General features: G+C 72.6%; 18 protein-coding genes. 11 read left to right on the forward strand and 7 right to left on the reverse strand.

The features are described from left to right. Positions 1-101 precede the first annotated feature (101 nt). From ACQPXG_RS15560 to ACQPXG_RS15580, 5 genes are all read left to right on the forward strand, one after another. Complete coding sequence (locus tag ACQPXG_RS15560; protein WP_433468389.1) at positions 102-923, forward strand: substrate-binding periplasmic protein; 822 nt, start codon at positions 102-104, stop codon at positions 921-923. After that, positions 884-1750: an amino acid ABC transporter permease gene (locus tag ACQPXG_RS15565; protein WP_433468390.1), complete on the forward strand. Its 867-nt coding sequence runs from the start codon at positions 884-886 to the stop codon at positions 1748-1750. Before ACQPXG_RS15560 ends, ACQPXG_RS15565 begins: the two co-directional genes overlap by 40 nt. Next, positions 1747-2538 carry an amino acid ABC transporter ATP-binding protein gene (locus ACQPXG_RS15570; RefSeq protein ID WP_433468391.1) on the forward strand — a complete coding sequence of 264 codons (792 nt, stop codon included), beginning with the start codon at positions 1747-1749 and terminating at the stop codon, positions 2536-2538. Before ACQPXG_RS15565 ends, ACQPXG_RS15570 begins: the two co-directional genes overlap by 4 nt. A gap of 157 nt (positions 2539-2695) precedes the next feature. After that, the gene (gene glnA, locus ACQPXG_RS15575; RefSeq protein ID WP_433468392.1) at positions 2696-4057 is read left to right on the forward strand and encodes a type I glutamate--ammonia ligase; all 1362 of its coding nucleotides are present in this window, start codon (positions 2696-2698) and stop codon (positions 4055-4057) included. A gap of 76 nt (positions 4058-4133) precedes the next feature. Continuing rightward, positions 4134-7199 (forward strand): bifunctional [glutamine synthetase] adenylyltransferase/[glutamine synthetase]-adenylyl-L-tyrosine phosphorylase, encoded by a 3066-nt coding sequence (locus tag ACQPXG_RS15580; protein ID WP_433468393.1) that lies wholly within the window; start codon positions 4134-4136, stop codon positions 7197-7199. A 40-nt stretch (positions 7200-7239) separates the two neighbouring features. Here the strand turns inward: ACQPXG_RS15580 and ACQPXG_RS15585 are convergent, their stop codons facing one another. Next, positions 7240-8121: a phosphatase PAP2 family protein gene (locus ACQPXG_RS15585; protein WP_433468394.1), complete on the reverse strand. Its 882-nt coding sequence runs from the start codon at positions 8119-8121 to the stop codon at positions 7240-7242. 421 nt (positions 8122-8542) lie between these two features. On the opposite strand from ACQPXG_RS15585, the gene ACQPXG_RS15590 reads away from it, so the two are divergent. Beyond that, entirely contained in the window at positions 8543-9955 is a 1413-nt protein-coding gene (locus ACQPXG_RS15590) for an alpha/beta hydrolase (RefSeq protein ID WP_433468395.1), read from the forward strand. Here the strand turns inward: ACQPXG_RS15590 and ACQPXG_RS15595 are convergent. Further along, entirely contained in the window at positions 9952-10344 is a 393-nt protein-coding gene (locus ACQPXG_RS15595) for an OsmC family protein (protein ID WP_433468396.1), read from the reverse strand. The two genes, ACQPXG_RS15590 and ACQPXG_RS15595, sit on opposite strands and share 4 nt — an antisense overlap. A gap of 168 nt (positions 10345-10512) precedes the next feature. On the opposite strand from ACQPXG_RS15595, the gene ACQPXG_RS15600 reads away from it, so the two are divergent. Then, positions 10513-11340, forward strand: a complete 828-nt coding sequence (locus ACQPXG_RS15600; protein ID WP_433468397.1) for an alpha/beta fold hydrolase — start codon at positions 10513-10515, stop codon at positions 11338-11340. A gap of 16 nt (positions 11341-11356) precedes the next feature. On the opposite strand, the gene ACQPXG_RS15605 is transcribed toward ACQPXG_RS15600, so the two are convergent. Then, positions 11357-13492, reverse strand: coding sequence for a DEAD/DEAH box helicase (locus tag ACQPXG_RS15605; RefSeq protein WP_433468398.1), 2136 nt, complete (start codon positions 13490-13492; stop codon positions 11357-11359). An 82-nt stretch (positions 13493-13574) separates the two neighbouring features. On the opposite strand from ACQPXG_RS15605, the gene ACQPXG_RS15610 reads away from it, so the two are divergent. Beyond that, a complete protein-coding gene (locus ACQPXG_RS15610; RefSeq protein ID WP_433468399.1) occupies positions 13575-15452 on the forward strand; it encodes a histidine kinase in 1878 nt (625 codons plus the stop codon). On the opposite strand, the gene ACQPXG_RS15615 is transcribed toward ACQPXG_RS15610, so the two are convergent. Further along, entirely contained in the window at positions 15437-16081 is a 645-nt protein-coding gene (locus ACQPXG_RS15615) for a response regulator (RefSeq protein ID WP_433468400.1), read from the reverse strand. The two genes, ACQPXG_RS15610 and ACQPXG_RS15615, sit on opposite strands and share 16 nt — an antisense overlap. Before the next feature lie 136 nt (positions 16082-16217). Here ACQPXG_RS15615 and ACQPXG_RS15620 point away from each other — a divergent pair, with 136 nt between their 5' ends. Then, positions 16218-16991, forward strand: coding sequence for an ABC transporter ATP-binding protein (locus ACQPXG_RS15620; RefSeq protein WP_433468401.1), 774 nt, complete (start codon positions 16218-16220; stop codon positions 16989-16991). A 4-nt stretch (positions 16992-16995) separates the two neighbouring features. After that, complete coding sequence (locus tag ACQPXG_RS15625) at positions 16996-19569, forward strand: ABC transporter permease (protein ID WP_433468402.1); 2574 nt, start codon at positions 16996-16998, stop codon at positions 19567-19569. 96 nt (positions 19570-19665) lie between these two features. Here the strand turns inward: ACQPXG_RS15625 and glnA (ACQPXG_RS15630) are convergent, their stop codons facing one another. Beyond that, positions 19666-21090, reverse strand: a complete 1425-nt coding sequence (gene glnA / locus ACQPXG_RS15630; protein WP_433468403.1) for a type I glutamate--ammonia ligase — start codon at positions 21088-21090, stop codon at positions 19666-19668. A gap of 155 nt (positions 21091-21245) precedes the next feature. On the opposite strand from glnA (ACQPXG_RS15630), the gene ACQPXG_RS15635 reads away from it, so the two are divergent. Then, positions 21246-21734, forward strand: a complete 489-nt coding sequence (locus tag ACQPXG_RS15635) for an RDD family protein (RefSeq protein WP_433468404.1) — start codon at positions 21246-21248, stop codon at positions 21732-21734. Between the two features lie 60 nt (positions 21735-21794). Here ACQPXG_RS15635 and ACQPXG_RS15640 read toward each other — a convergent pair whose 3' ends face one another. Continuing rightward, positions 21795-22490 (reverse strand): DUF4191 domain-containing protein, encoded by a 696-nt coding sequence (locus ACQPXG_RS15640; protein ID WP_433468405.1) that lies wholly within the window; start codon positions 22488-22490, stop codon positions 21795-21797. Positions 22491-22557: 67 nt separating this feature from the next. Further along, the gene (gene lipA / locus ACQPXG_RS15645) at positions 22558-23484 is read right to left on the reverse strand and encodes a lipoyl synthase (protein WP_433468406.1); all 927 of its coding nucleotides are present in this window, start codon (positions 23482-23484) and stop codon (positions 22558-22560) included. Positions 23485-23653 lie beyond the last annotated feature (169 nt).

Consider the following 23653-nt stretch of genomic DNA (forward strand, 5'->3'; position numbering starts at 1 on the left):
TATCCGGGGGCTGGAGGACGGCTCGTCGTCGGCCACTGCCGCTCACGTGGGCGGACGTGGGATAGTTCGATGATCGAGAAGCAGCTCAATCAGGAGGAAACGTGTCCAGACGGACCACGCGGTGGGCACTGGGCGCGGGGCTGGCGGCCCTGGCGCTGACCGCTTCGGCGTGCGGCGGCGACAAGGGTGCCACCGTGCAGGGTGTGAAGCTCATCGAGAAGGGCGCGCTCACCTCGTGCACGCACCTGCCCTACCCGCCATTCCAGTCGGAGGACAAGAAGACCGGCAAGGTCGTCGGCTTCGACGTCGACATCATCGATCTCGTCGCCAAGAAGCTCGGCGTCACCCAGAAGGTCGTCGACACCCCGTTCGAGACGATGAAGACGGGCTCGGCGCTGAACGCCGGCAAGTGCGACATCCAGATGGGCGGCATGACGATCACGCCCGAGCGCAAGAGGTTCATGGACGTGTCCGACCCCTACTTCGACGCCACGCAGGCGCTGATGGCGAAGAAGGGCAGCGGCATCACCTCGCTGGACGACGTCAAGTCCAAGAAGATCAAGCTCGGCTCGCAGGCCGGCACCACCGGTGAGGACTACGTCAAGGGCAAGGGCTTCGACCCGCGCTCGTTCGACAACTCCAACGCCGAGCTGAGCGGCCTGCGCACCGGCCAGGTGGACGTGATCGTGCAGGACGACCCGGTCGTCAAGGGCTGGCTGAAGGACCCGGCGAACGCGCAGTACGAGATCGTCGCGAACCTGAACACCGGCGAGCAGTACGGAATGTGGATGCGCAAGGGCAACAACCCCGAACTGGTCAAGATCACCAACCAGGTGATCGCGCAGGCCAAGTCGGACGGCACCTACAAGAAGATCTACGAGAAGTGGATCGGCACGATGCCGAAGACCGGCGGCGGCTCGTGACCTCCGAGCCGGTCGACACGGCGGCGCCGGGCGGGCTGTCCCGCCGGCGCCGCCGGCAGCTCTCGCTCGGCGGGCAGTACGGGCTCTTCGCCGTCGTCGTCGTGCTGGTCGCGGTACTGGCCGACTGGCACACGCTGCGGCTGAACTTCGCCAACTGGAGCGTGGCGAAGGAGCTCTTCCCCGACATCATCACGGTCGGGCTGCGCAACACCGCGCTCTACACCGCGGTCGGCTTCGGGCTCGGCCTCGGCGGCGGGCTCGTCGTCGCGCTGATGCGGCTGTCGTCCGTCCCCCCGTACCGGTGGTTCGCCACCACCTACATCGAGATCTTCCGCGGCCTGCCGCTGCTGCTGATCTTCATCTTCGTGGGCGTCGGCGTGCCGCTGGCCTTCCCCGGCACGAACATCCCGGGCGGCGCCGCGGGGCAGGCGGGGCTGGCCCTCGGGCTCGCCGCGAGCGCCTACATGGCCGAGACGATCCGGGCCGGGATCGAGGCCGTGCCGAAGGGGCAGCTGGAGGCGGCCCGCTCGCTCGGCATGTCGCACGCCCGCGCGATGCGGTCGATCATCATTCCGCAGGCGTTCCGGATCATCATCCCGCCGCTGACGAACGAGCTGGTGCTGCTCTGCAAGGACTCCTCCCTCGTGCTGTTCCTCGGCATCACCCTCGAACAGCGGGAGCTCACCAAGTTCGGCCGCGACCTCGCGGGCGAGCAGGGCAACACCACCCCGATCATCGTGGCCGGCATCTGTTATCTGATCATCACGATCCCGCTGAGCCTGCTGGCCCGGCGGCTGGAGGCGCGGCAGCGCAGGGGGCAGCGATGACGAGCCTCGGCAAGGGGAAGACCGGCGGGAACGCCATCGACATCAGCGGCCTGCGCAAGTCGTTCGGGACGAACGAGGTGCTGCGCGGCATCGACTTCCACGTCGAGCCGGGCGAGGTCGTCTGCGTGATCGGCCCGTCCGGGTCGGGCAAGTCGACGCTGCTGCGCTGCGTCAACCTGCTGGAGGAGCCGTCGGCGGGGACGATCCGGGTCGTCGGCGCGGACGTCACCGACCCCGAGGTGGACATCGACGCCGTCCGCCGCCGGATCGGCATGGTGTTCCAGTCGTTCAACCTGTTCCCGCACCTCACGGCGCTCGGCAACGTGATGATCGCGCAGCGCAAGGTGCTCAGGCGGGACAAGGCGGAGGCCGAGCGCGTCGCCCGGGAGAACCTGGAGCGGGTCGGGCTGGCCGACAAGATCGCCTCCTATCCGGCACAGCTGTCCGGCGGGCAGCAGCAGCGCGTGGCGATCGCCCGCGCGCTCGCGATGGGCCCCGAGGTGATGCTGTTCGACGAGCCGACGTCCGCGCTTGACCCCGAACTCGTCGGCGACGTCCTCGGCGTCATGCGCGGGCTGGCCGAGGCGGGGATGACCATGCTCGTGGTCACCCACGAGATGAGCTTCGCCCAGGAGGTGGCCGACCGGGTCGTGTTCATGGACGGCGGCGTGGTGGTCGAGGAGGGCCCGCCGTCGCGGGTGATCGCCGACCCCGCGCACGAGCGGACCAGGACGTTCCTGTCCCGCGTCCTCGACCCGGCCGCGGCGCGGGTCGGGGAGGGCGAGTAGTCGTATATGTTCCGTTCACCGGCCCCGGGCGCGTAACGTCGCGGTAACAGCGGCGGGGCATACTGCAAAACGTAGCCGGACCGGCGCCACGGCCGGCATGCAGGCCGGCATACCCGGCCCCGCGTCAGCGACGAGGGCAGCACCGAGGGAGAGGGCATTGGACCGTCAGCAGGAGTTCGTGCTCCGCACCCTGGAGGAGCGCGACATCCGCTTCATCCGGCTGTGGTTCACCGACGTGCTCGGGTTCCTGAAGTCGGTGGCCGTCGCCCCCGCCGAGCTGGAGGGCGCCTTCGGCGAGGGCATCGGCTTCGACGGCTCCGCGATCGAGGGCTTCGCCCGGGTGTACGAGGCCGACATGATCGCCAAGCCGGACCCGTCCACGTTCCAGGTGCTGCCGTGGCGGTCGGAGTCCCCCGGCGTGGGCCGGATGTTCTGCGACATCCTGATGCCGGACGGGACGCCGAGCTTCGCCGACCCCCGGTACGTCCTGAAGCGCTCCCTGGCCCGGGCCGCCGACCTCGGGTTCACCTTCTACACCCACCCCGAGATCGAGTTCTTCCTCCTCAACGACAAGCCCGAGGACGGCCGCGAGCCCGAGCCGGCGGACGCGGCCGGCTACTTCGACCACACCCCGCACAGCGCCGCGCACGACTTCCGCCGCAACGCGATCATGATGCTGGAGGCGATGGGCATCTCGGTGGAGTTCAGCCACCACGAGGGCGCCCCCGGCCAGCAGGAGATCGACCTGCGGTACGCCGACGCGCTGACCACGGCCGACAACATCATGACGTTCCGGCTCGTCATGAAGGAGGTCGCGCTGGAGCAGGGCGTGCACGCCTCGTTCATGCCGAAGCCGTTCACCGAGCACCCTGGCTCGGGCATGCACACCCACATGTCGCTGTTCGAGGGCGACCGCAACGCCTTCTACGAGCCGGGCGCCGAGTACAAGCTGTCCAAGGCCGGACGGGCGTTCATCGCCGGGCTGCTGCGGCACTCCGCGGAAATCACCGCCGTGTGCAACCAGTGGGTCAACTCCTACAAGCGGCTGTGGGGCAACGTCGGCTCGGCCGCCGGCGCCGGGGGAGAGGCCCCGTCCTACATCTGCTGGGGGCACAACAACCGGTCGGCGCTCGTCCGCGTCCCCATGTACAAGCCGCACAAGGGCCACTCGACCCGCATCGAGTTCCGGTCGCTGGACACGGCCGCGAACCCCTACCTGGCGTTCGCGGCGATCCTCGGCGCGGGGCTCAAGGGGATCGAGGAGGGCTACGAGCTGCCGCCGGGCGCCGAGGACGACGTCTGGGCGCTCACCGTCGCCGAGCGGCGCGCCCTCGGCATCGAGCCGCTGCCGCAGAACCTGGACGAGGCGATCCGCGCGATGGAGCGCAGCGAGCTGATGGCGGACGTCCTCGGCGAGCACGTGTTCGACTTCTTCCTGCGCAACAAGCGCCAAGAATGGGAGGAGTACCGGCGCGAGGTCACCTCGTTCGAGCGCAAGCGGCTTTTGGCCGTTCTATAAGCCGTCCTCCAGCCCCCACCCACCGCCATTCAACGGACGAGCTCCGCTCGACGCCCGGCGGGATTACGGTTGACCTGTGACCGAGTCCTGGACTCCCGACCGCCGTCCCTCGCTCGCCGGGCGCCTGGCGCGGCTCGGCTTCACCGACGCGGCCCGGGCGGAGCGGCTGCTGGCGGACGCGGAACGGGAGACCGGCGCCATGCCCGGCACCGGCCTGCTCGACGCCCTCGGCGGCACCGCCGATCCCGATCTCGCGCTGGACGGCCTGCTGCGGCTCCTCGCGTCCGCGGACGAGCGGGGCGTGGGCGGCGACCTGCGCGGGGCGCTCGCCGGGGAGCCGGGAACGCGGGAGCGGCTCACCGCCGTCCTCGGGGTGAGCGCGGCGCTGGGCGATCACCTGGCCCGCCACCCGGAGCACTGGCGGATGCTGCGGGACGGCCCGGCGGTTCCGGCCGGGCCCGCCCGCGACGATCTGCTGGCCGCGGTGGGCGCCGACCCGGCCGCGCAGGACCCCGTGGCCGCAGCCCCGGATCCGCTCCTCGCGCTCCGTGTCGCCTACCGCCGCAGGCTCCTCGCCCTGGCGGGACGCGACCTGATCGGCGTGGCGGACGTCGCCGAGGTCGCCGCCGAGCTGGCCGACCTCGCCGCGGCCGCGCTGGAGGCGGGTCTCGCGATCGCCCGCGCCGAGGTCCCCGAGCACGGCACCTGCCGGCTCGCGGTGATCGGCATGGGCAAGTGCGGGGGCCGCGAGCTGAACTACGTCAGCGACGTCGACGTGATCTTCGTGGCCGAAGCGCGCGCGGGCGAGCCGGAGGTCGCGGCGCTGCGCACCGCGACCCGGCTGGCGTCGGCGATGATGCGGGCCTGCTCGGCGTCGACGCGGGAGGGCGACCTCTGGGAGGTGGACGCGGCGCTGCGCCCCGAGGGCAAGGCGGGGCCGCTCGTGCGGACCCTCGCCAGCCACCGCGCCTACTACGAGCGCTGGGCGAAGACGTGGGAGTTCCAGGCGCTGCTGAAGGCCCGCCCCGTCGCCGGCGACGCGGGTCTCGGCGCCCGCTACCTCGACGTGATCACCCCGATCGTGTGGAAGGCCGCGGAGGGCGAGAGCTTCGTCGAGGACGTCCAGCACATGCGGCGCCGCGTCGAGGCCGACCTGAACCAGCGCACCGCCGACTCCGAGCGGCAGCTCAAGCTCGGCCCCGGCGGGCTCCGCGACGTCGAGTTCTCGGTGCAGCTGCTGCAGCTCGTCCACGGCCGGGCCGACGAGACGCTTCGCAGCCCGACCACGCTGGTCGCGCTCAGCGATCTGTCGCAGGGCGGCTATGTCGGACGCGACGACGCGGCGGCGCTGGCGTCGGCGTACCGGTTCCTGCGGAGGGTTGAGCACCTCGTCCAGCTGCACCGGCTGCGCCGCACCCACCTCGTCCCCGACGACGAGGACGGCCTGCGCCGCCTCGGCCGCGCCCTCGGCCTGCGCACCGACCCGGTCGGCGAGTTCACCGCGCTGTGGCGGCGGCACGCCCGCGAGGTCCGCCGCATCCACGAGAAGCTGTTCTACCGGCCGCTGCTGCGGGCCGTGGCGCGGCTGCCGGGGGTGGAGGCCCGGCTCACCCCGGAGGCCGCCCGGACCCGGCTGGAGGCGCTCGGCTACGCCGACCCGGCGGGCGCGCTCCGGCACATCGAGGCGCTGACGTCGGGCGTGTCGCGGCGCGCCGCGATCCAGCGGACGCTGCTGCCGGTCATGCTCGGCTGGTTCGCCGACGCGCCCGACCCTGACGCCGGCCTGCTCGGGTTCCGGCAGGTCAGCGACGCGCTCGGCACCACGCCCTGGTACCTGCGGCTGCTGCGGGACGAGGTGACCGTCGCCGAGCGGATGGCGTGGGTCCTCGGCTCCAGCCGGTACGCCACCGATCTCCTGCTGCGCGCCCCCGAGGCGGTCGCCCTGCTCGGCGCCGACGGGGATCTCACCCCGCGTCCGTGCGAGGTGCTGCGCTCGGAGGCCCTCGCCGCCGTGCGGCGGCACAAGAAGGGGCCCGGAGGGCCGGGGGGGCCGTCCCCCCAGGGGGAGACGGCGGGCGGCCGCCCGGCCGAGGAGGCGGTCGGGGTGGTGCGCGGGCTGCGCCGCCGGGAGCTGTTCCGCGTGGCGGTCGCCGATCTGCTCGGCCTCGTGGACGTCCGGGCGGTGGGGGAGGCCCTGACCTGCATCGCCACCGTCACGGTCGAGGCCGCGCTCCAGGCCGCCGTCAACAAGATCGAGATGGAGGCGCGCGAGCCGCTGCCGACCCGGATGGCGGTCGTCGCGATGGGGCGGTTCGGCGGACACGAACTCGGCTACGGCAGCGACGCCGACGTGATGTTCGTCCACGACCCGCTGCCCGGCGCGGACGAACGGGCCGCCGGGCGCGCCGCGCACGCCGTCGCCGAGGAACTGCGCCGCCTCCTCGCGCTGCCGGCCCCGGACCCGCCACTGGAGATCGACCCGAACCTGCGCCCGGAGGGACGGCAGGGGCCGCTGGTGCGCACCCTCGCGTCCTATGCCGCCTACTACGCCCGCTGGTCGGAGCCCTGGGAGGCGCAGGCGCTGCTGCGCGCCGACCCGCTGATCGGCGACGCGGGCCTGCGCGACCGGTTCCGGGCGCTGATCGACCCCGTCCGCTGGCCGGGGGGCGGCATCGGCGAGGACGCCGTCCGGCAGATCCGGCGGCTGAAGGCGCGGATGGAGTCCGAGCGGCTCCCGCGCGGCGTCGAACGCCGGCTGCACACCAAGCTCGGGCCCGGCGGCCTCGCGGACGTGGAGTGGGTCGCGCAGCTGCTCCAGCTCAAGCACGCCCACGACGTCCCCGGGCTGCGCACCACCCGCACGCTGGACGCGCTGGACGCGGCGGTCGAGGCCCGCCTCCTGGACGCCGGCGACGCCGGCGTCCTCGCGGAGGCGTGGTGCCTGGCGACCCGGATCCGCGGTTCGATCATGCTGGTGCGGGGCCGCGCGTCCGACCTGCTGCCGACCGACCACCACCGGGAGCGCAGCGCGGTCACCCGTGTCCTCGGCTATCCCGGGACGGGTGACCTTCTGGAGGACTACCACGGGCACGCCCGCCGTGCCCGCGCCGTCGTCGACCGTGTGTTCTACGGGGCCGGGTAATCCCGGAGATGTACGCGGGTCGTCCTGAGGCGTACGCCGCTCAGGAGCGGGTGGCGCCGCCGGTCGCGGCGGATCCGGCGCCGGAGCCGCCCGTGCTCCGGCCCGACCGCTGCGCGAGCCGGTGAGTGACCCGGGCCCGGGCGATGATGATCGGCGCCGGGCACCTCATGTACAGGATCCAGGAGACCCACAGCGCGCCGCTGATCAGCGCCATGCCGGCCACCGCGTCCAGCAGGTAGTGGTTGGCGGTGGAAAGGATCACGAACACGGTCGTCGCGGGGTAGAGCACTCCCAGGGCCTTGGCCCACTTCTGGGACGCCAGCTTGAACAGGATGAGCCCGCACCACAGCGACCACCCGGCGTGCATGGACGGCATGGCCGCGTACTGGTTGGTCAGGCTTCCGGACGCGTCGCTCGCGTAGAGGCCGAGCGAGTGCAGCGCGGTCACCGGGTCGACGAAGCCCTCGCTGTGGAGGAACCGCGGCGGCGCCAGCGGGTACAGCCAGAAGCCGATCAGCGCGACGGCCGTGGCGGTCATGATGGAGGTGCGGAGCCACCGGTAGTGCTGCGGCCGGTATCTGTACAGCCAGATGACGACGCCGAGCGTCGCGATGAAGTGCATCGTGGCGTAGAACACGTTGGCGGTGCGCGCCAGCCACGGCACGGTCAGCAGCGTCTGGTTCAGGTGCAGCTCGACGTCCAGCCCCAGATAGCGTTCCACGCGCAGGATCTCGTCGGCGTGCGCGAACGCCGGTCCCGTCCCGCCCTGAACCAGGACGACGCGGGTCAGCGTATAGCCGGTGTAGAAGAGAACGACCAGCAGGAGCTCGCGCCAGACCGGGGGCGCGGTGAGGACCCGGCGCCGCATCCTGGTGGCGCCGGCCTCGCCTCTGCGAGTCGTCGGGGGGGCGGATTGAGCCATGTTACCTATCTTTGCCGCAGGGCCCCTGAATGAGATCACCGCGGCGAATGGTCTTCATCTCAGACTTGAGTAGTACGACCCTGATGCGGTATCCGGACTTTCGGGGGAGGACCTCGGGGTCGCCGGGTGGGTCTCCCGTCCCCTTCCCCGCTCTGCGCGGAGCCTATGGAGTTGATCAGGAGTCAGCATAGGAGGCCGTGGGTAGGTCCCGATCGCCCCCCGTGATCGAACGGGGGGACGAATGGCCAGGTACCGGGGCATTCCCGGCACTCTTCCGGTTGCTGCCGCCGCGTTGGCCGCTATCGGACTGATCTCCCTCGCGGGAGGGACGGACCCTCGCCGCACGACCGCCGGCGAACCCCGTGCGGCGATAAGTACCCCTTCTCCCGTTCTCACTACCCCTTCCGCCGGCGTTCCACCGTTGAAATGGAAGCGATGCACCGGGCTGCCGTCGCCTCCGCCCGGAGCCGGCCCGCCTCCGGCCGGGGTCCGGTGCGCGTCGCTCGGGGTGCCGCTGGACTACGCGAGACCTTCCGGCGAGAAGATCGAAATCGCCCTGATCAAGGTGCCCGCGACCGACCGGCGGCACCGGATCGGCTCGCTGGTGTTCAACTTCGGCGGGCCCGGCGGGGACGGCGTCGACACGCTCGCCCAGTCCGCCGGCGAGTACGCCGGCCTCGGCGCCCGCTACGACCTGGTCGGCTTCGACCCGCGGGGTGTGGGCCGGAGCACTGCGGTGACCTGCGTGGACGCCGCCCGCATGGACAAGATCCTCGCCCTGGACGACAGTCCGGACACCGCGGCCGAGGAGCGGGCGTACCTCGACGCCCGCGCCGGCTACGTGCGGCAGTGCCAGGCGAGGTCGGGGCGGCTGCTTCCCCATGTCGGCACCGTGAACGCGGCCCGCGACCTGGACATGATCAGGGCCGCCCTCGGCGACGACAGGCTGCACTATTTCGGCGTCTCCTACGGCACCTGGCTCGGTGGCAGCTACGCCCACCAGTTCCCCGGCCGGGTGGGACGGGCCGTCCTGGACGGGGCCGTCGACACCCGGATCAGCAGCGCGGACCTGGCCCTCCAGCAGGCCGCCGCGTTCCAGCGCGCCCTCGGCGGCTTCGGCGCCGCCTGCGCCCGGCTCGGGCCGAAGGGCTGCCCGATGGGCACGGACGGCCCCTCCGTCGTCGCGTCCATCGGCCGGATCCTGTCCGGGCTCGACCGGAGACCGCTCCCCACGTCGTCCGGCCGCAGGCTCACCCAGAGCCTCGGCACGACCGGGGTGGCCACCGCGCTCTACTCCCGGGACGCCTGGCCGTACCTCGCCCAGGGCCTCGTCGACGCGGTGAAGCGCCGCGACGGGACGCTGCTGCTCATGCTCGCCGACATCCAGAACGGGCGGAAGGACGACGGGACCTACACCGGTCTCCAGGCCGCCAACACCGCCATCACCTGCGCGGACGGCGCCGACCGGTACACCGTCGCCGACGTGCGGCGGCTGCTGCCGAGGTTCCGGAGCGCCTCGCCGATCTTCGGGACGTCCATGGGGTGGGGGCTGCTGGAGTGCACGGGCTGGCCGGTGCGGGGCGACGGGACGGCCCGCGAGGTGTCCGCCCCGTCCGCCGCGCCGATCCTCGTCGTCGGCAACACCGGCGACCCCGCCACCCCGTACGCGTGGGCGCCCGCGCTGACGAAGGCGCTCGGCGGGCAGGCCACGCTCCTCACCCTGAAGGGCCAGGGGCACGGCTCCTACGACAGCGGCGACCCCTGCGTCCGCAAGGCGGTCGACGCCTACCTCCTGCGCGCCACCGTGCCCGCCATGGGCGCCACCTGCGGTTAGACGATCTGGTCGACCTTCATCGGCTCGCGGAGGGCGCTGCCGACGGTGCAGTACTTCGCGTGGACGCGCCCGGCCACGGCCTTCAGGACGTCCTCGGCCTTGTCGTCCCCGTCCGGGAGCTCGACGTCATAGGTGACCGTGATCGTGCCGAGCGTGCTCGTCGCGATCTTGTCGGCCTGGACGGTCGCGGCGAGCCGCGCCATCCGGTGCCCGCGCTTGGCGGTCAGCGGCTCGACGGTGACCAGCTCGCAGCCGCCGAGCGCCGCCAGCAGCAGCTCGACGGGCGTGAAGACGCCCTCGGCCTCCCCGTCGCCGACGGCGACCTCGGCGCCCCGGTCGTTGACGGCCCGGAAGCCGTCCTCGGTGCGCTCCACCCTGACCTCGGCCATGGCCTCTCCTTTGATCGTCCGGTGTCCGCCTGCGTGAACGCGGCGCGCCGCCGTGTTCTTCCCGGCCGGTTCGAGGCGTTTCACGAGGGCGGACGGGGTATCCGGCTTGGTGAGGCGGCCGCGGGCCGGAGCCGCCGGAAGCCACGTCATCATCGCTTCGGGGGAACGATGGGTCACATCAAGACACGCGACGGCACCGAGATCCACTACAAGGACTGGGGCCGGGGACAGCCCGTCATCTTCATCCACGGATGGCCGTTGAACGGCGATGCCTGGGAGGACCAGATGAAGGCGGTCGCCGACGCCGGCCACCGGGCCATCGCGCACGACCGCCGCGGACACGGCCGCTCGTCCCAGCCCTGGGAGGGGTACGACTTCGACACCTTCGCCGACGACCTCAACGATCTGATCGACGCGCTCGGCGTCTGGGACGTGGTCCTGGTCGGGCACTCGATGGGCGGCGGGGAACTGGCCCGCTACGTCGGCAGGCACGGCACCGGGCGGCTGTCCAAGGCGGTGCTGCTGTCGGCGATCACGCCGATGATGCTCCAGAGCGACGCCAACCCCGAAGGGGTGCCCGCCCAGGTGTTCGAGGACATCAAGAAGGGCATCCTGAACGAGCGGTCGCAGTTCTGGAAGGACACTTCGGAGGCCTTCTTCAGCGCCGCCCGGCCGGGCACCAAGGCCACCCAGGGCAACCGGGACGCGTTCTGGTTCATGGCGATGCAGGAGAGCATCAAGGCCGCGGTGGACTGCGTGACGGCCTTCGCCGGGACCGACTTCACCGAGGACCTGAGCAGGTTCGACATCCCGACGCTCATCGTGCACGGCGACGACGACCAGATCGTCCCGATCGACGCCACCGCCCGCAAGGCCGCCGAGATCATCCCCGACGCCACGCTGAAGGTGTACGAGGGCGGCTCACACGGCATCGCGATGGTCCCGGGCGACAAGGACCGCTTCAACCGGGACCTGCTGGACTTCCTGCGGGCCTGACACGCCGGCGGGCGCGCTAGGTCCCGAGCCGTTCCTGCTCCTCCGCGACGATCCGGCGCGCCAGGGCCTGCTCGGAGATGTCGACCGCGTCCGGCGTCCGCTCCGCGAGGTCGCTGCGCCGCGCGTACTCGTCGAACAGCCTGGTCTTGGCCTGGAGGATCTCCAGCATCCGCGCGTCGACGCCGCCGGGTGTGAGCAGCCGGTGCACCTGCACGGTGCGCACCTGCCCCATCCGGTGCGCGCGGGCGACGGCCTGCGTCTCCATGGTCGGCTTGACCTGCGGCTCGCAGATGATCACCACCGACGCCGCCTGCAGGTTGAGCCCGACCCCGCCGGCCTGGATCTGCGCGAGCAGGACGGCGTGGCCGGGCGCGGCGGTGAAGGCGTCCACGATCTCCTGCCGCCGCGCCGGCGGCACGTCCCCGGAGACGGGCCCGCGCGCCGCCGGCCCGATCGCGTCCTGCACGGTGGCGAGCACGTCCCGGAAGTAGGAGAAGATCACGACCTTCAGGTCGTTCTCGGCGGCCTCGACCACCAGCTCCCTCAACCGGTCGAGCTTGGCCGACTTCTTGGGGACGGCGTACGCGGCGCGGCGCATCGCCATGAAGTTGCCCTCCGCCACGGCGTCCCGATAGGCCGCCTTGTCCGCCCGGCTGAACTCCTCCAGCTCGTCCACATGTACGACCTCCGGGAGCTCGACGAGCACGTCCCGCTGGTTCCGCCGCAGATACACCGGCGCCACCGCGGACCGGAACGCCTGTGCACCCATCGCCGCGTCGCTGGGACGGACCTTCTCCGCCACCTCGGGCCGCAGGTGCGCGACGAGGCTGCGGAACTCCTCGACGCGGTTCTCCATCGGCGTTCCCGTGAGGAACAGGACGTGGTCCGTCCTCCGGCACCAGTGCGCGACCGCCCGGGAACGGCGGGTCTCGTGGTTCTTGGCGTAGTGGGCCTCGTCCACCACGAACATGCCGAGCTTCAGATCACCCGGGACGTTCAGCGTGTGCAGCGTGGCGAGCGTCGTCACGGCGATCCCGCCGTCCTCGGCCCACTTCTCCAGCGCCTTCCCGCGTCCCGGCCCGTGCAGCGGGTGTGCGGCGATCGTGCTGCGCGTCTCGATCTCCCGCACCCAGTTGATCAGCACGCTCGCCGGGCAGGCCACCAGGAAGCGGGTCTCGCCCTGGGCCCGCAGATGGGCGATCGCCGCGATCGCCTGGATCGTCTTCCCGAGTCCCATCTCGTCGCCCAGGATCACCCGCCGCTGGACGAGCGCGAACCGCGTCCCGAACGACTGGTACCCGCGCAGGGAGACCCGCCGGAACCCGTCGTCGAGAGGCTGGGCCTTGACCCTCGCCGCGAGATCACCGGGCAGGAAGCCCTCGGCGGCCTCCCGCTCCGGTCCCAGCGCCGCGAGCTCGGCCAGCAGGGTCTGGTAGTCGGACGCACGCAACTCGAAGTCGATCCACGCCTCGTCCGGTGACACATGCGGCCGCAGCAGGTCCACCGACGCCTGCGAGAGCAGCAGCCGGGTGCTCTGCCCCTCTTCCTGGCCGAGGGCCTCCGCCAGCTCGCCGATCGCCTCCCGTGCCCGCTCCCGCCGCGACGGCCGCGCGAAGACCCTCCGCCACCACGCCCCGGCCGGCCGCGCGTCACGCACCAGCGGCCCGAGCCTTCCGTCCACCGCGTCGGCGGCCGCGCGCGCCCTCGGCAGCTCCGGCCCGGCGTTCACCAGCCGGTGCAGCGCGACGACCACGGGGGTCATCGCCTCGTCCCGCCGGTCGACGTCGATCCGCACGCCCGCCGAACGCTCGGCCGCCTCCGCCAGGCTGCCCGCCGCCGCGTGGAGCTGCCGCGCCGTCTGGGGCCCGATCCCGGGAAGCAGCTGAAGCCGGTACGGGGTCGCGTCCAGCACGTCGCCGACGCTGGTGAACCCCGCCTCCTCCAGCGGCCCGAGCCGAAGCCGCCCGTCCGTGACGTCCTTCAGCCTCGCGATCGGAATCGACCCGAGCTGCTCCCGAGCCGCCTCCCTCCGCAACGGCGTCAGCGCCTCATGCACATCGGAAAGGGCCTGCCGGTGGTCGACCAGCAGTTCCCGCGCGGCGCTCAGCAGGGAATGCGCGTCCCGCAGGACGTCCTTGGCCTCGTGCGTCATGCCGATCCTCCGCGGGCGGTTCCGCGCACATGATGCCAGTTCCGCACCGGCCTCCAGGACGTACAGTGATCTTGATGACGTCATGAACCGGGTCCTCGTCGTCGCGCTCGCCGCCCTGGCGACCGCGGCCGATGTGATCTGGGCGTTCCGGCTGCCGGGCCTGGCGTCGTCCGGGAGCGCGCTCGCGATGCTCGCCCTCGGCCTCGGCGGCGGGTGGTCGTTCGTCGCCGGCGGGCTGGTCACCCGTGCCATCCGGCCCGCCGGCCGCACCGGCACGCTGATGACCGTGGTCGGGACGACCCTCCTGCTGTCGGGCGTGAACTACCACCCGGCGCGGCCGGCCATGCTGGCCGGGAACGTCCTCGGCTGGGCCGCGCTGGCCGTCCTGGCCCATCTCGTTCTGGTGGTCCCCGACGGCCGGGCCGTCGGCCGGGCGGAGCGCGCCATGGTCGCCGCCGGCTATCTCGGCCTGGCGATCGCGCTGGCGGTGTGGCTGCGGTTCGGCAGGCTCGGTGACGGGAGCTGCGTCTGTCTGCCGGCCCTTCCGGGCGGCGAGGGACCGTCTCGCCTGCTGACGCGTGGCGTGGCCGGGTTCCTGTGGGTGTTCGGGCTCGTGCTGGCGGGGGTGCTCGTACGGCGGTGGCTGGTCCGGATGTCCGCACCCCGCCGGCACACCTTCGCCCCCGTGGCGCTCGCCGGCGCGCTGATGCTGCTCGCCACCTGGGGCCGGCAGGGCGTCTACCTCTGGCTCGGGGGCTCAGTGACGCGGTCCCCGCTGGAGACGATCCTGCATTTCCTGCAGCTCTCCACGCTGGTGCTGTGGCCGCTCGGGGTGCTGGCCGGGATCCTGCGCGCCCGGCTCGACCACGCCGCAGTGGCGCGCATCGCGGCGAGCCTCCCACCGGACCCGGGGATGCTGGAGGCGACGCTCGCGACCGTGCTGCGCGATCCGACCCTGCGCCTCGGCCACCCCGACGAGAACGGCGGCTACGCCGACGCGGCCGGGCGGCCCGTGCGGTGGCCCGACGCCGCGCACGGACGTTCGGCCGCCCTGCTGGAGGTCGACGGCGAGCCCGCCGCGGTCCTGTCGTACGACGCCGCGCTCGACGACGACCCGGAACCGATCCGGTCCGCGGCGGCGATCGTCCGGCTCGTGATGGAGAACGAGCGCATGCGCGCCAGGCTGGCAGCGCGGCTGGCCGAGGTCCGGGAGTCCCGGGCCCGGATCGTGACCGCGGGGGACGCCGAACGGCGCCGGATCGAGCGCAACCTGCACGACGGCGCGCAGCAGCGGCTGGCCCGGCTGACCACCACGCTGGGGCTCGCCCGCGCCCGCAACTCCGATGAAGGGCTGGCCGTACTGCTGGACGAGGCGGCGGCCGACCTGCGCCATGCCATGACCGAACTCCGCGAGCTGGCCGGCGGGATCCACCCGGCGATCCTCCGCGAAGCGGGCCTCCGCGCGGCGCTGGCCTCGCTGGCCGACCGGTCGCCGGTCCCCGTCACGGTGGAGGCGCCCGAGGGACGGCTCCCGGCGGCGGCCGAGCAGGCCGCCTACTTCGTCGCCGCCGAGGCCCTGGCCAACGCGGCCAAGCACGCCGGGGCCGCGCACGTGTCGATCACGGCGGCCCTGCCGGCGGCCGGGGACGGCACACGGCTGCGACTGGAGATCCGCGACGACGGCGTGGGCGGCGCGCGGGCGGAGTCGGGCACCGGCCTGCGCGGTCTGGCGGACCGGGTGGCGGCGCTGGACGGCGACCTTCGCGTCGACAGCCCACCGGGACGCGGCACCCGGGTGACGGCCGAGATCCCGCTCGGCCGTCCGGCCCCGGCGGAGCCCGAACGCGCGGAGCCCGAACGCGCGGAGCCCGAACGCGCGGAGCCCGAACGCGCGGAGCCCGAACGCGCGGAGCCCGAACGCGCGGAGCCCGGCCGCGGGGAGCCTCAAGAACGCAGGTAGGCGAGTACCGCCAGCACCCGGCGATGGTCGTCCCCGGCCACCGCGAGGCCGAGCCGCTCGAAGATGTTGTGGACGTGCGTCTCCACGGTCTTCGGGCTCAGCCGCAGCCGCCCGGAGATCGCCTGGTTGGAGCGGCCCTCGGCCATGAGCGCCAGCACCTCGCGCTCCCGCTCGCTGAGCCGCTCCAGGGGTGCGTCCCTGCGCCGCCTCCCGACGAGCCTGACGACCACGTCGGGATCGATGACGGTGGCGCCGCCGTGTACGCGGCGGAGGGCGTCGGTCAGTTCCGCGACGTCGGAGAGACGGTCCTTGAGCAGGTAGCCGATGCCGCGGGCGTCGTCGCCGAGCAGCCGTATCGCGTGATGCGCCTCGATGTGATGGGACAGGACGAGCACGCCGACGTCGGGATGCCCGCCGCGGATGCGCCGCGCCGCGTCCAGGCCCTCGACGCCGTAACCGGGTGGCATCCGCACGTCCACGATCACCACGTCCGGCGGATCGGCCGCGACCGCCGCCAGCAGCGCGTCGGCGTCGCCGACCTCGGCGGAGACCGTGATCCCGGAGTCGGTGAGCAGCCGGGCCAGCCCCTGCCGGAAAAGCGCGCTGTCCTCCGCAAGTATCACCCGCATGGTGATCGACAGCTTAGGCTCACCGAGTCCCGGGCGGCTCGGTGCGGGCCATGACCCGGGCGCTCAGGGCCACCCCTGAAAAGATCAAGGGACTGCCCGGTGGGCGGGCGGGCGCGGCCTTGCCAGGCTTTCCGGGGTGGAGATCTTCGACCCCGCCCTCGCGCCGGAGGCGGCGACGGCATCAGTGCCGCCCGCCATCCGGCTGGACCGGCTCACCCGGCGCTACGGCCGCGGCAGGAGCGCCGTGGAGGCGCTCCGCGGCGTATCGGCGGACCTGCCCGCCGGGTCCTTCACCGCGATCATGGGCCCGTCGGGGTCCGGCAAGAGCACGCTGCTCCAGTGCGCCGCGGGGCTGGACCGGCCCACGTCGGGGCGGGTGTTGCTGGGCGGCGACGACCTGACGACGATGGGCGAGTCCCGGCTCACCAGGCTGCGCAGGGACCGGATCGGCTTCGTCTTCCAGTCGTTCAACCTCATCCCGGCACTGACCGCCACCCAGAACATCGTCCTCCCGCTGCGGCTGGCCGGGCGGCGGCCGGACCGCGCCTGGCTCGCCGAGCTCATCGAGCGCGTCGGGCTGGCCGAGCGGGCCGGTCACCGGCCGAGCGAGATGTCGGGCGGGCAGCAGCAGCGGGTCGCGATCGCCCGCGCCCTCCTGACGCGGCCCGCGGTGGTCTTCGGGGACGAGCCGACGGGGGCGCTGGACCTGGCCACCGGCCGGGAGATCCTCACGCTGCTCCGGGAGGTCGTCGACACCCTCGGCCAGACGCTGGTCATGGTCACGCACGATCCGGTCGCGGCGTCCTATGCCGACCGGGTGCTCTTCCTCGCCGACGGCTCCATCGTCGAGGGCATGGACCGTCCCACCGCCGACCGCGTCGCCGCGCGGCTGGCCCGGCTCGGCGGGTGACGGCGTGCTGCGTCTGGCGCTGGGCACGATCCGCACCCGCAAGATCGGCTTCTTCGGCTCGCTGGCCGCCGTGCTGGTGGCGGTCACGCTCGTCGCGGCCTGCGTGACGATGATCCAGTCCGGGGTGCGCGCGACGCCGGCCGTCGACCGGTTCGGCGCCACGGCCGCCGTCGTGCGCGCCGACCCGAACCTGCGCGTCCGCTCGGGCGAGGACGAGGAGGTCGTCCCGCTCAAGGCGCCGCCCCGGCTGACGGCGGAGCGGCTGGCGACGCTGCGCGCCGTGCCGGGCGTCGCCGCCGTCGTCGGGGACACGCCGTTCAACGCGCAGGCCCTGGGCGAGGACGGCGAGCCGCTGTCCGGGGGCGGCGGCGGGCCGTCGCTCGGACACGGCTGGCAGGCCGCGCGGCTCACGCCGTTCACCCTCTCCGCCGGACGGGCCCCGGTGACCGGCACCGAGGTCGCGATCGACGCCGACCTGGCGCGCCGGGCCTCCGTGCGCTCCGGGAGCCGCATCCGGGTCGTCACCGCCGCGGGGACCCGGCCGTTCACGGTGAGCGGGATCGTCCGGCCGCGTGGCGGACGGGCCGCGCTGCCGTCCCAGGCCACGCTCTTCTTCGCCGAGGCGACCGCGGCGCGGCTGTCCGGAGCGGGTGGCACCGCCGACGTCGCGGGCGTGATCGCGCGGCCCGGGATCCCGGCCGCCGAGCTGGCCGGGAGGCTGCGCGCGGCGGTGCGCGGCACCGGCCAGGAGGTGCTCACCGGCGACGAGCGGGCACGGGCGGGCGCACCCGAGACGGCGGAGAAGCTGGAGTACTCCACGCTGCTGTTCGGCCCGATGGCGGGGATCGGCGGTTTCCTCGCCGTGTTCGTCATCGGCGGGACGCTGGGCCTGTCGGTCCTGCAGCGCCGCCGGGAGATCGCGCTGCTGCGGGCCATCGGCGCCACGTCCGGGCAGATCAGGCGCATGATCGCCGCCGAGGCCGTGGTGCTGGCGCTGCTCGCCGCGCCGCCGGGATACCTGCTGGGCATCCCGCTGGCCCGCCTGCTGCGCGGGCTGCTCGTCGACCGGGGGCTCGCCCCGCCCGAGTTCGCGGTGGTGACGGGCCCGCTGCCGCTGCTCGTCGCGGGGGCGGCCGGGCTGGTGCTCACGCTGCTGTCGGCGTTCACGGCGGTGCGCCAGGCCTCCCGGTTCCGTCCCGCCGAGGCGCTGCAGGAGGCGGCGCGGCCCCGGCGGCTCGTGACCGTCCCGCGCGTCCTGCTCGCCCTCACCATGCTGGGGGGCGGCCTCGCGATCCTCATGCTGAGCCAGCATGTGGGCGGCCAGGTCGGCGTCGCGTTCCAGGCCCTGGTCGTCATGCTGCTGATGGGCGCGGCGGCCCTGCTGGCGCCGCCGGCGACCCGGTTGCTCGAACCGCCGATCGGGGCCGCGATCGGCGCGGTCACGAGGACGACGGGATGGCTCGCCCACGCGGGCTCGGCCGCGGCGGTCCGCCGGGTCTCGGCGGCGGCCGCCGCCATCCTGATCAGTGTGGCCATGGCCGGGTACGCGCTGCTGGTGACGGCCGTCCTCGACGACACCACCGCCGCTCAAGGACGGGAGCGGGTCGTCGCCGACCGGATCCTGCTGCCGCGCGCCGGCGGAGGGCTCCCGGCGGAGGCGGCGGAGGCGGCGCGGCGTCTGCCGGGCGCCGAGACGGTCTCCGCGGTGCGCGGCACCGAGGTCGTCTCGTACGTCCTGGGCACCCCCGACACCCTTCCGGCGCAGGCCGTGGATCCGGCCACGGCGGGACGGGTCCTCGACCTGGGCTTCCGCGAGGGCTCGCTGGAGAGCCTCAGGACGCCGGGGACGGTGCTGGTCAGCCGCACCCACGCGGGTGAGCACGGCTGGCATGTCGGGTCGCGCTTCCGCGGCTGGCTGCCGGACGGGACGCCGGCGGACCTGCGGGTCGGCGGGATCTTCGACCGCTCGCTCGGCTTCGCGGACATCGTCTTCTCCGAGACGGCGCTGGCCGCTCACATGCGCACCGATATGGACGACGCGGTCCTGATCCGGGCACGTCCCGGCGCCACCGCCGAACTCGACCGCGCACTGCGCGCCCTGCGGCGCGACCAGCCCGCCGTGCGGGTGGTGGACCGGGCGGGTTACGGCGACGCCGCGCACACCTCGATCCAGCAGAACTCGTTCGGGACGTACCTGGTGCTCGCCGTCCTCGTCTCGTTCAGCGCCGTGTCGCTCGTCAACACCCTGGTCATGGGGACGGCCGCGCGGGTCAGGGAGTTCGCGCTCCTCCGCGCCGTGGGCGCCGGCCGCCGCCAGCTGATCCGCATGATCACCTGGGAGACGGTCATCACCACGGTGATCGGCGTCCTGGGCGGCAGCGCCATCGCCTGCGTGGCGCTCGCCGGGGCGAACGGCGCGCTCTCCGGCACGATGCGGCTGACCGGCCTGCCCCTCCCGCAGTACCCGCTTCTCCTCGCGGGCGTCGCCGCCATGAGCCTGGCCGCGAGCCTGGCGGCGTCGGTCCTGGTGCTCGGCGCCCGCCCGATCGACGCCTTGCGCGGCGGTGCCCGCGAGTGACCCACCGGCCCGGCAACGGCGGGCGGCGCGCGTCGATCCCGGACCCGCGCAGACGCGGGGGCCCGGCGGCACCGCCGCCGGGCCCCCGCCTCCCTGTCAGATGTCGTAGTAGAGCTCGAACTCGTGGGGGTGGGGGCGGAGGCGGATGGGGTCGATCTCGAACTCGTTCTTCATCGAGATCCAGGTCTCGATGAGGTCCGGGGTGAAGACGCCGCCTTCGAGGAGGTAGTCGTGGTCGGCCTCCAGGGCCGCGAGGACCTCGGGCAGCGAGCCGGGGACCTGCGGGATCGCGCGGGCCTCCTCGGGCGGCAGCTCGTAGAGGTCCTTGTCGACCGGCTCCGCCGGCTCGATCTTGTTCTTGATGCCGTCCAGGCCGGCCATGAGCATGGCGGAGAAGGCCAGGTAGGGGTTGCAGGACGGGTCCGGGACACGGAACTCGATGCGCTTGGCCTTCGGGTTCGAGCCGGTGATCGGCACCCGGATGCAGGCCGAGCGGTTGCGCTGGGAGTAGACCAGGTTGACCGGGGCCTCGAAGCCGGGGACCAGGCGGTGGTAGCTGTTCACCGTCGGGTTCGTGAAGGCCAGCAGGGACGGGGCGTGCTTGAGCAGGCCGCCGATGTAGTAGCGGGCGTTGTCGGACAGGCCCGCGTAGCCGACCTCGTCGTAGAAGAGGGGCGCGCCGTCCTTCCAGAGGGACTGGTGGCAGTGCATGCCGGAGCCGTTGTCACCGAAGATCGGCTTCGGCATGAACGTGACGGTCTTGCCGGCGGCGCGCGCGACGTTCTTGACGATGTACTTGTAGAGCAGCAGCTGGTCGGCGGTCTTCAGCAGGGTGTCGAAGCGGAAGTCGATCTCCGCCTGGCCCGCGGTGCCGACCTCGTGGTGCTGCATCTCGACGTGGATGCCGGCGGACAGCAGCTGCGCCACCATCTCCGAGCGCAGGTCGGTGTAGTGGTCCATCGGCGGGACGGGGAAGTAGCCGCCCTTGTAGGGGGGCTTGGCGCCGAGGTTGCCGCCGGCCTCCTCGCGGCCGGTGTTCCACGCCCCCTCGACCGAGTCGAGGTAGTAGTAGCCGGCGTTCTGCTTCGTCTCGAAGCGGACGTCGTCGAAGATGTAGAACTCGGCCTCGGGGCCGAAGTAGCAGGTGTCGGCGATGCCGGTGCCGCGCAGGTAGTCCTGCGCCTTCTTGGCCACGTTGCGGGGGTCGCGGCTGTAGGGCTCGCCCGTCAGCGGGTCGTGGACGAAGAAGTTCAGGTTCAGGGTCTTGTGCTGCCGGAACGGGTCCACGACGGCGGTACCGGGGTCGGGGAGCAGGAGCATGTCCGACTCGTGGATCTCCTGGAACCCGCGGACCGACGAGCCGTCGAACATCAGCCCCTCGGTGAAGACGCTCTCGCCGAAGCTCTCGACGGGGAACGTGAAGTGCTGCATCTTGCCCGGCAGGTCCACGAACCGGCAGTCGACGAAACGCACACCTTCGTTCCTGATGTAGCTCAGGACCTCTTCGGCGCTGCTGAACATCCAGCCTCCTCAGGGCGGTTCTTGGCTCCCAGCACGCTACGGGCGCGCCGTTTCCCGGCCATGTCTCGTATGTTTCCGCTGTGTTACGCGTCACTTCCGGCCTGCCCGGGGGAGCCGCGTCGGGACCTCCGGGGGGACCGGATAGCGTAGGGGCCATGAGCGGTGGCAAGGGGCGGCAGGAGGCGGCCGGGCCGCGGTGGACGCAGACCTGGCTCGGCGGCGCCCGTTCGGCCGGGGCCGACCTCGGCGAGCCGGGCAAGCGCATCGGCCTCCCGGAGAGCGGCAGCGGCGCCGTCGCGCCCTACGGCCGGCGGCTGATCGCGCTGTTCGTCGACTGGGGCCTGTCGATGCTGGTCGCGAGCCTCCTGGCGCGCTCGTTCGACTGGGAGCCGGCGCAGCGCAGCCTGGTGACGCTCGCCGTCTTCGGCCTCCAGGCGTGGGTGCTCACCGCGTTCCTCGGCACGACGATCGGCAAGCGGCTGTGCGGCATCCGCGTCGCGCGGCTGGACGGACGCCCGGTCGGGCTCGGCTGGGCGCTCGCCAGGACCGTCCTGCTGCTCCTGGTCATTCCCGCGCTGATCTGGGACCGCGACTACCGGGGCATGCACGACCGCGCCGGCAACACCGTCGTCGTCAACATGTAGCCAGAACACGAGAAGGCGCCCCCGGCGGGGGCGCCTTCTTCTTTTGGGCCTCTTCGGGCGTCAGCGCATCTTGGGCTTCGGGCCCTTGGGCATCTTCGCGCCCCGCGGCATCGGGCCCTTCGGCATCTGCATCGACCGGGGCAGAGCCTGGAGCCGGTCGTTGAGGTCCGCGACCTGTCCCTTGGTGAGGTTGCGGGGCAGCTTCATCAGATGGCGCTGCAGCTTGTCGACCGGGATCTGGCCCTCGTCGTCCCCGACCTGGACGTCATAGATCGGCACCTGCTGGGCGGCGCGGGAGATGCGCTTCTTCTCGGCGCCGAGCAGCTGGCCGACCCGGTTGCGCGGGCCCTCCGACACGAGCACCACGCCGGCGCGTCCCACCGCGCGGTGCACCATGTCGAGGTTGCGGTTGCCGCTGACCGCCTCGGTGACCGTCCAGTTGCCGCGCATGTTCTTCAGGATCGCGGCGGCCGCGCCCGGCTGCCCGGCGATCACCTTGTACTGCGCGCGCTGCGCCAGCTGCCCGAAGACGATCATGCCGACGGCGAGCCCGGCCAGGATGCCCAGCGGGATGAAGAACCACAGCTGGCCGATGATCAGCCCGATGAGGATGACGACGACCAGGGTCCCGAGCGCGGCGGCGAACACGATCGGCAGGGCCTTCGGGTCGGCCTTGCGCAGCACCTGGGCGACCATGCGGATCTGCTTGAGGCGCCCTGGACTGTCCTGGGCCCCGTCCGTGGGCTTTTTCGACATGAATCCAAGGATAGTCGGGTCGGGGCCCGAACCCGACAACCCCCGCCCGCGCACAAGAAGGAAACGATCAGCCTCGCGCTGAGACCGCCTGCTTGTAGAGGCGGCCGGCGCGGTAGCTGGAACGCACCAGCGGGCCGGACATGACGCCCGCGAAGCCGATCTCCTCGGCCTCCGCCGACAGTTCCACGAACTCCTCCGGCTTCACCCACCGCTCCACCGGGTGGTGGCGGGGGCTCGGCCGCAGGTACTGGGTGATCGTGACCAGCTCGCAGCCGGCCTCGTGCAGGTCGCGCAGCGCCTGCGAGATCTCCTCGCGGGTCTCGCCCATGCCGAGGATCAGGTTCGACTTGGTGACCAGGCCGTCCTCGCGGGCGCGGGTGATGACCTCCAGGGACCGCTCGTACCGGAACCCGGGCCGGATCCGCTTGAAGATCCGCGGCACGGTCTCCACGTTGTGCGCCAGCACCTCCGGCCGCGACGAGAAGACCTCGGCCAGCTGCTCGGGGACGGCGTTGAAGTCCGGGATGAGCAGTTCGACGCCGCAGCCGGGAATCGCAGCGTGGATCTGCCGGACGGTCTCGGCGTACAGCCAGGCCCCGCCGTCCTCGAGGTCGTCGCGGGCGACGCCGGTGACGGTCGCGTACTTCAGGCCCATCGTGGCGACGGACTCGGCGACGCGGCGCGGCTCGTCCCGGTCGAACTCGGCGGGCTTGCCGGTGTCGATCTGGCAGAAGTCGCACCGCCGGGTGCACTGGTCGCCGCCGATGAGGAACGTGGCCTCGCGGTCCTCCCAGCATTCGTAGATGTTGGGACAGCCGGCCTCCTGGCACACCGTGTGCAGGCCTTCGGACTTCACCAGGCCGGTGAGCTCGCGGTACTGCGGCCCCATCTTCAGCCGTGTCTTGATCCACTCGGGCTTGCGCTCGATCGGGGTCTCGCTGTTGCGCGCTTCGACGCGCAGGAGCTTCCGTCCCTCAGGTGTCACCGTCGTCACGGATCCCAGGGTACGTCCCGATCTCCGGTGCCGGCACACCGCGGCCCGACGTGTGGCGGGGGCCTCAAAGCCGTATCGGAGCGATCTCGAACGCATGACGGTACCCCGTTCGTGCAGCCGATTCGCGTGTTTCGGCCATCTTCAACAGAGGATCTCTCTAAGGTGACTC

It is taken from the genome of Spirillospora sp. CA-128828 (genome assembly GCF_050945415.1).
GTDB lineage: Bacteria > Actinomycetota > Actinomycetes > Streptosporangiales > Streptosporangiaceae > Spirillospora.

What these genes read in the sequence shown, in the direction of transcription:
- ACQPXG_RS15640 (WP_433468405.1), bottom strand. Translation starts at nt 22,490, where the DNA reads ATGTCGAAAAAGCCCACGGACGGGGCCCAGGACAGTCCAGGGCGCCTC.
- ACQPXG_RS15595 (WP_433468396.1), bottom strand. Translation starts at nt 10,344, where the DNA reads ATGGCCGAGGTCAGGGTGGAGCGCACCGAGGACGGCTTCCGGGCCGTC.
- glnA (WP_433468403.1), bottom strand. Translation starts at nt 21,090, where the DNA reads ATGTTCAGCAGCGCCGAAGAGGTCCTGAGCTACATCAGGAACGAAGGT.
- ACQPXG_RS15610 (WP_433468399.1), top strand. Translation starts at nt 13,575, where the DNA reads ATGAACCGGGTCCTCGTCGTCGCGCTCGCCGCCCTGGCGACCGCGGCC.
- ACQPXG_RS15600 (WP_433468397.1), top strand. Translation starts at nt 10,513, where the DNA reads ATGGGTCACATCAAGACACGCGACGGCACCGAGATCCACTACAAGGAC.
- ACQPXG_RS15585 (WP_433468394.1), bottom strand. Translation starts at nt 8,121, where the DNA reads ATGGCTCAATCCGCCCCCCCGACGACTCGCAGAGGCGAGGCCGGCGCC.
- ACQPXG_RS15570 (WP_433468391.1), top strand. Translation starts at nt 1,747, where the DNA reads ATGACGAGCCTCGGCAAGGGGAAGACCGGCGGGAACGCCATCGACATC.
- ACQPXG_RS15615 (WP_433468400.1), bottom strand. Translation starts at nt 16,081, where the DNA reads ATGCGGGTGATACTTGCGGAGGACAGCGCGCTTTTCCGGCAGGGGCTG.
- ACQPXG_RS15635 (WP_433468404.1), top strand. Translation starts at nt 21,246, where the DNA reads ATGAGCGGTGGCAAGGGGCGGCAGGAGGCGGCCGGGCCGCGGTGGACG.
- ACQPXG_RS15605 (WP_433468398.1), bottom strand. Translation starts at nt 13,492, where the DNA reads ATGACGCACGAGGCCAAGGACGTCCTGCGGGACGCGCATTCCCTGCTG.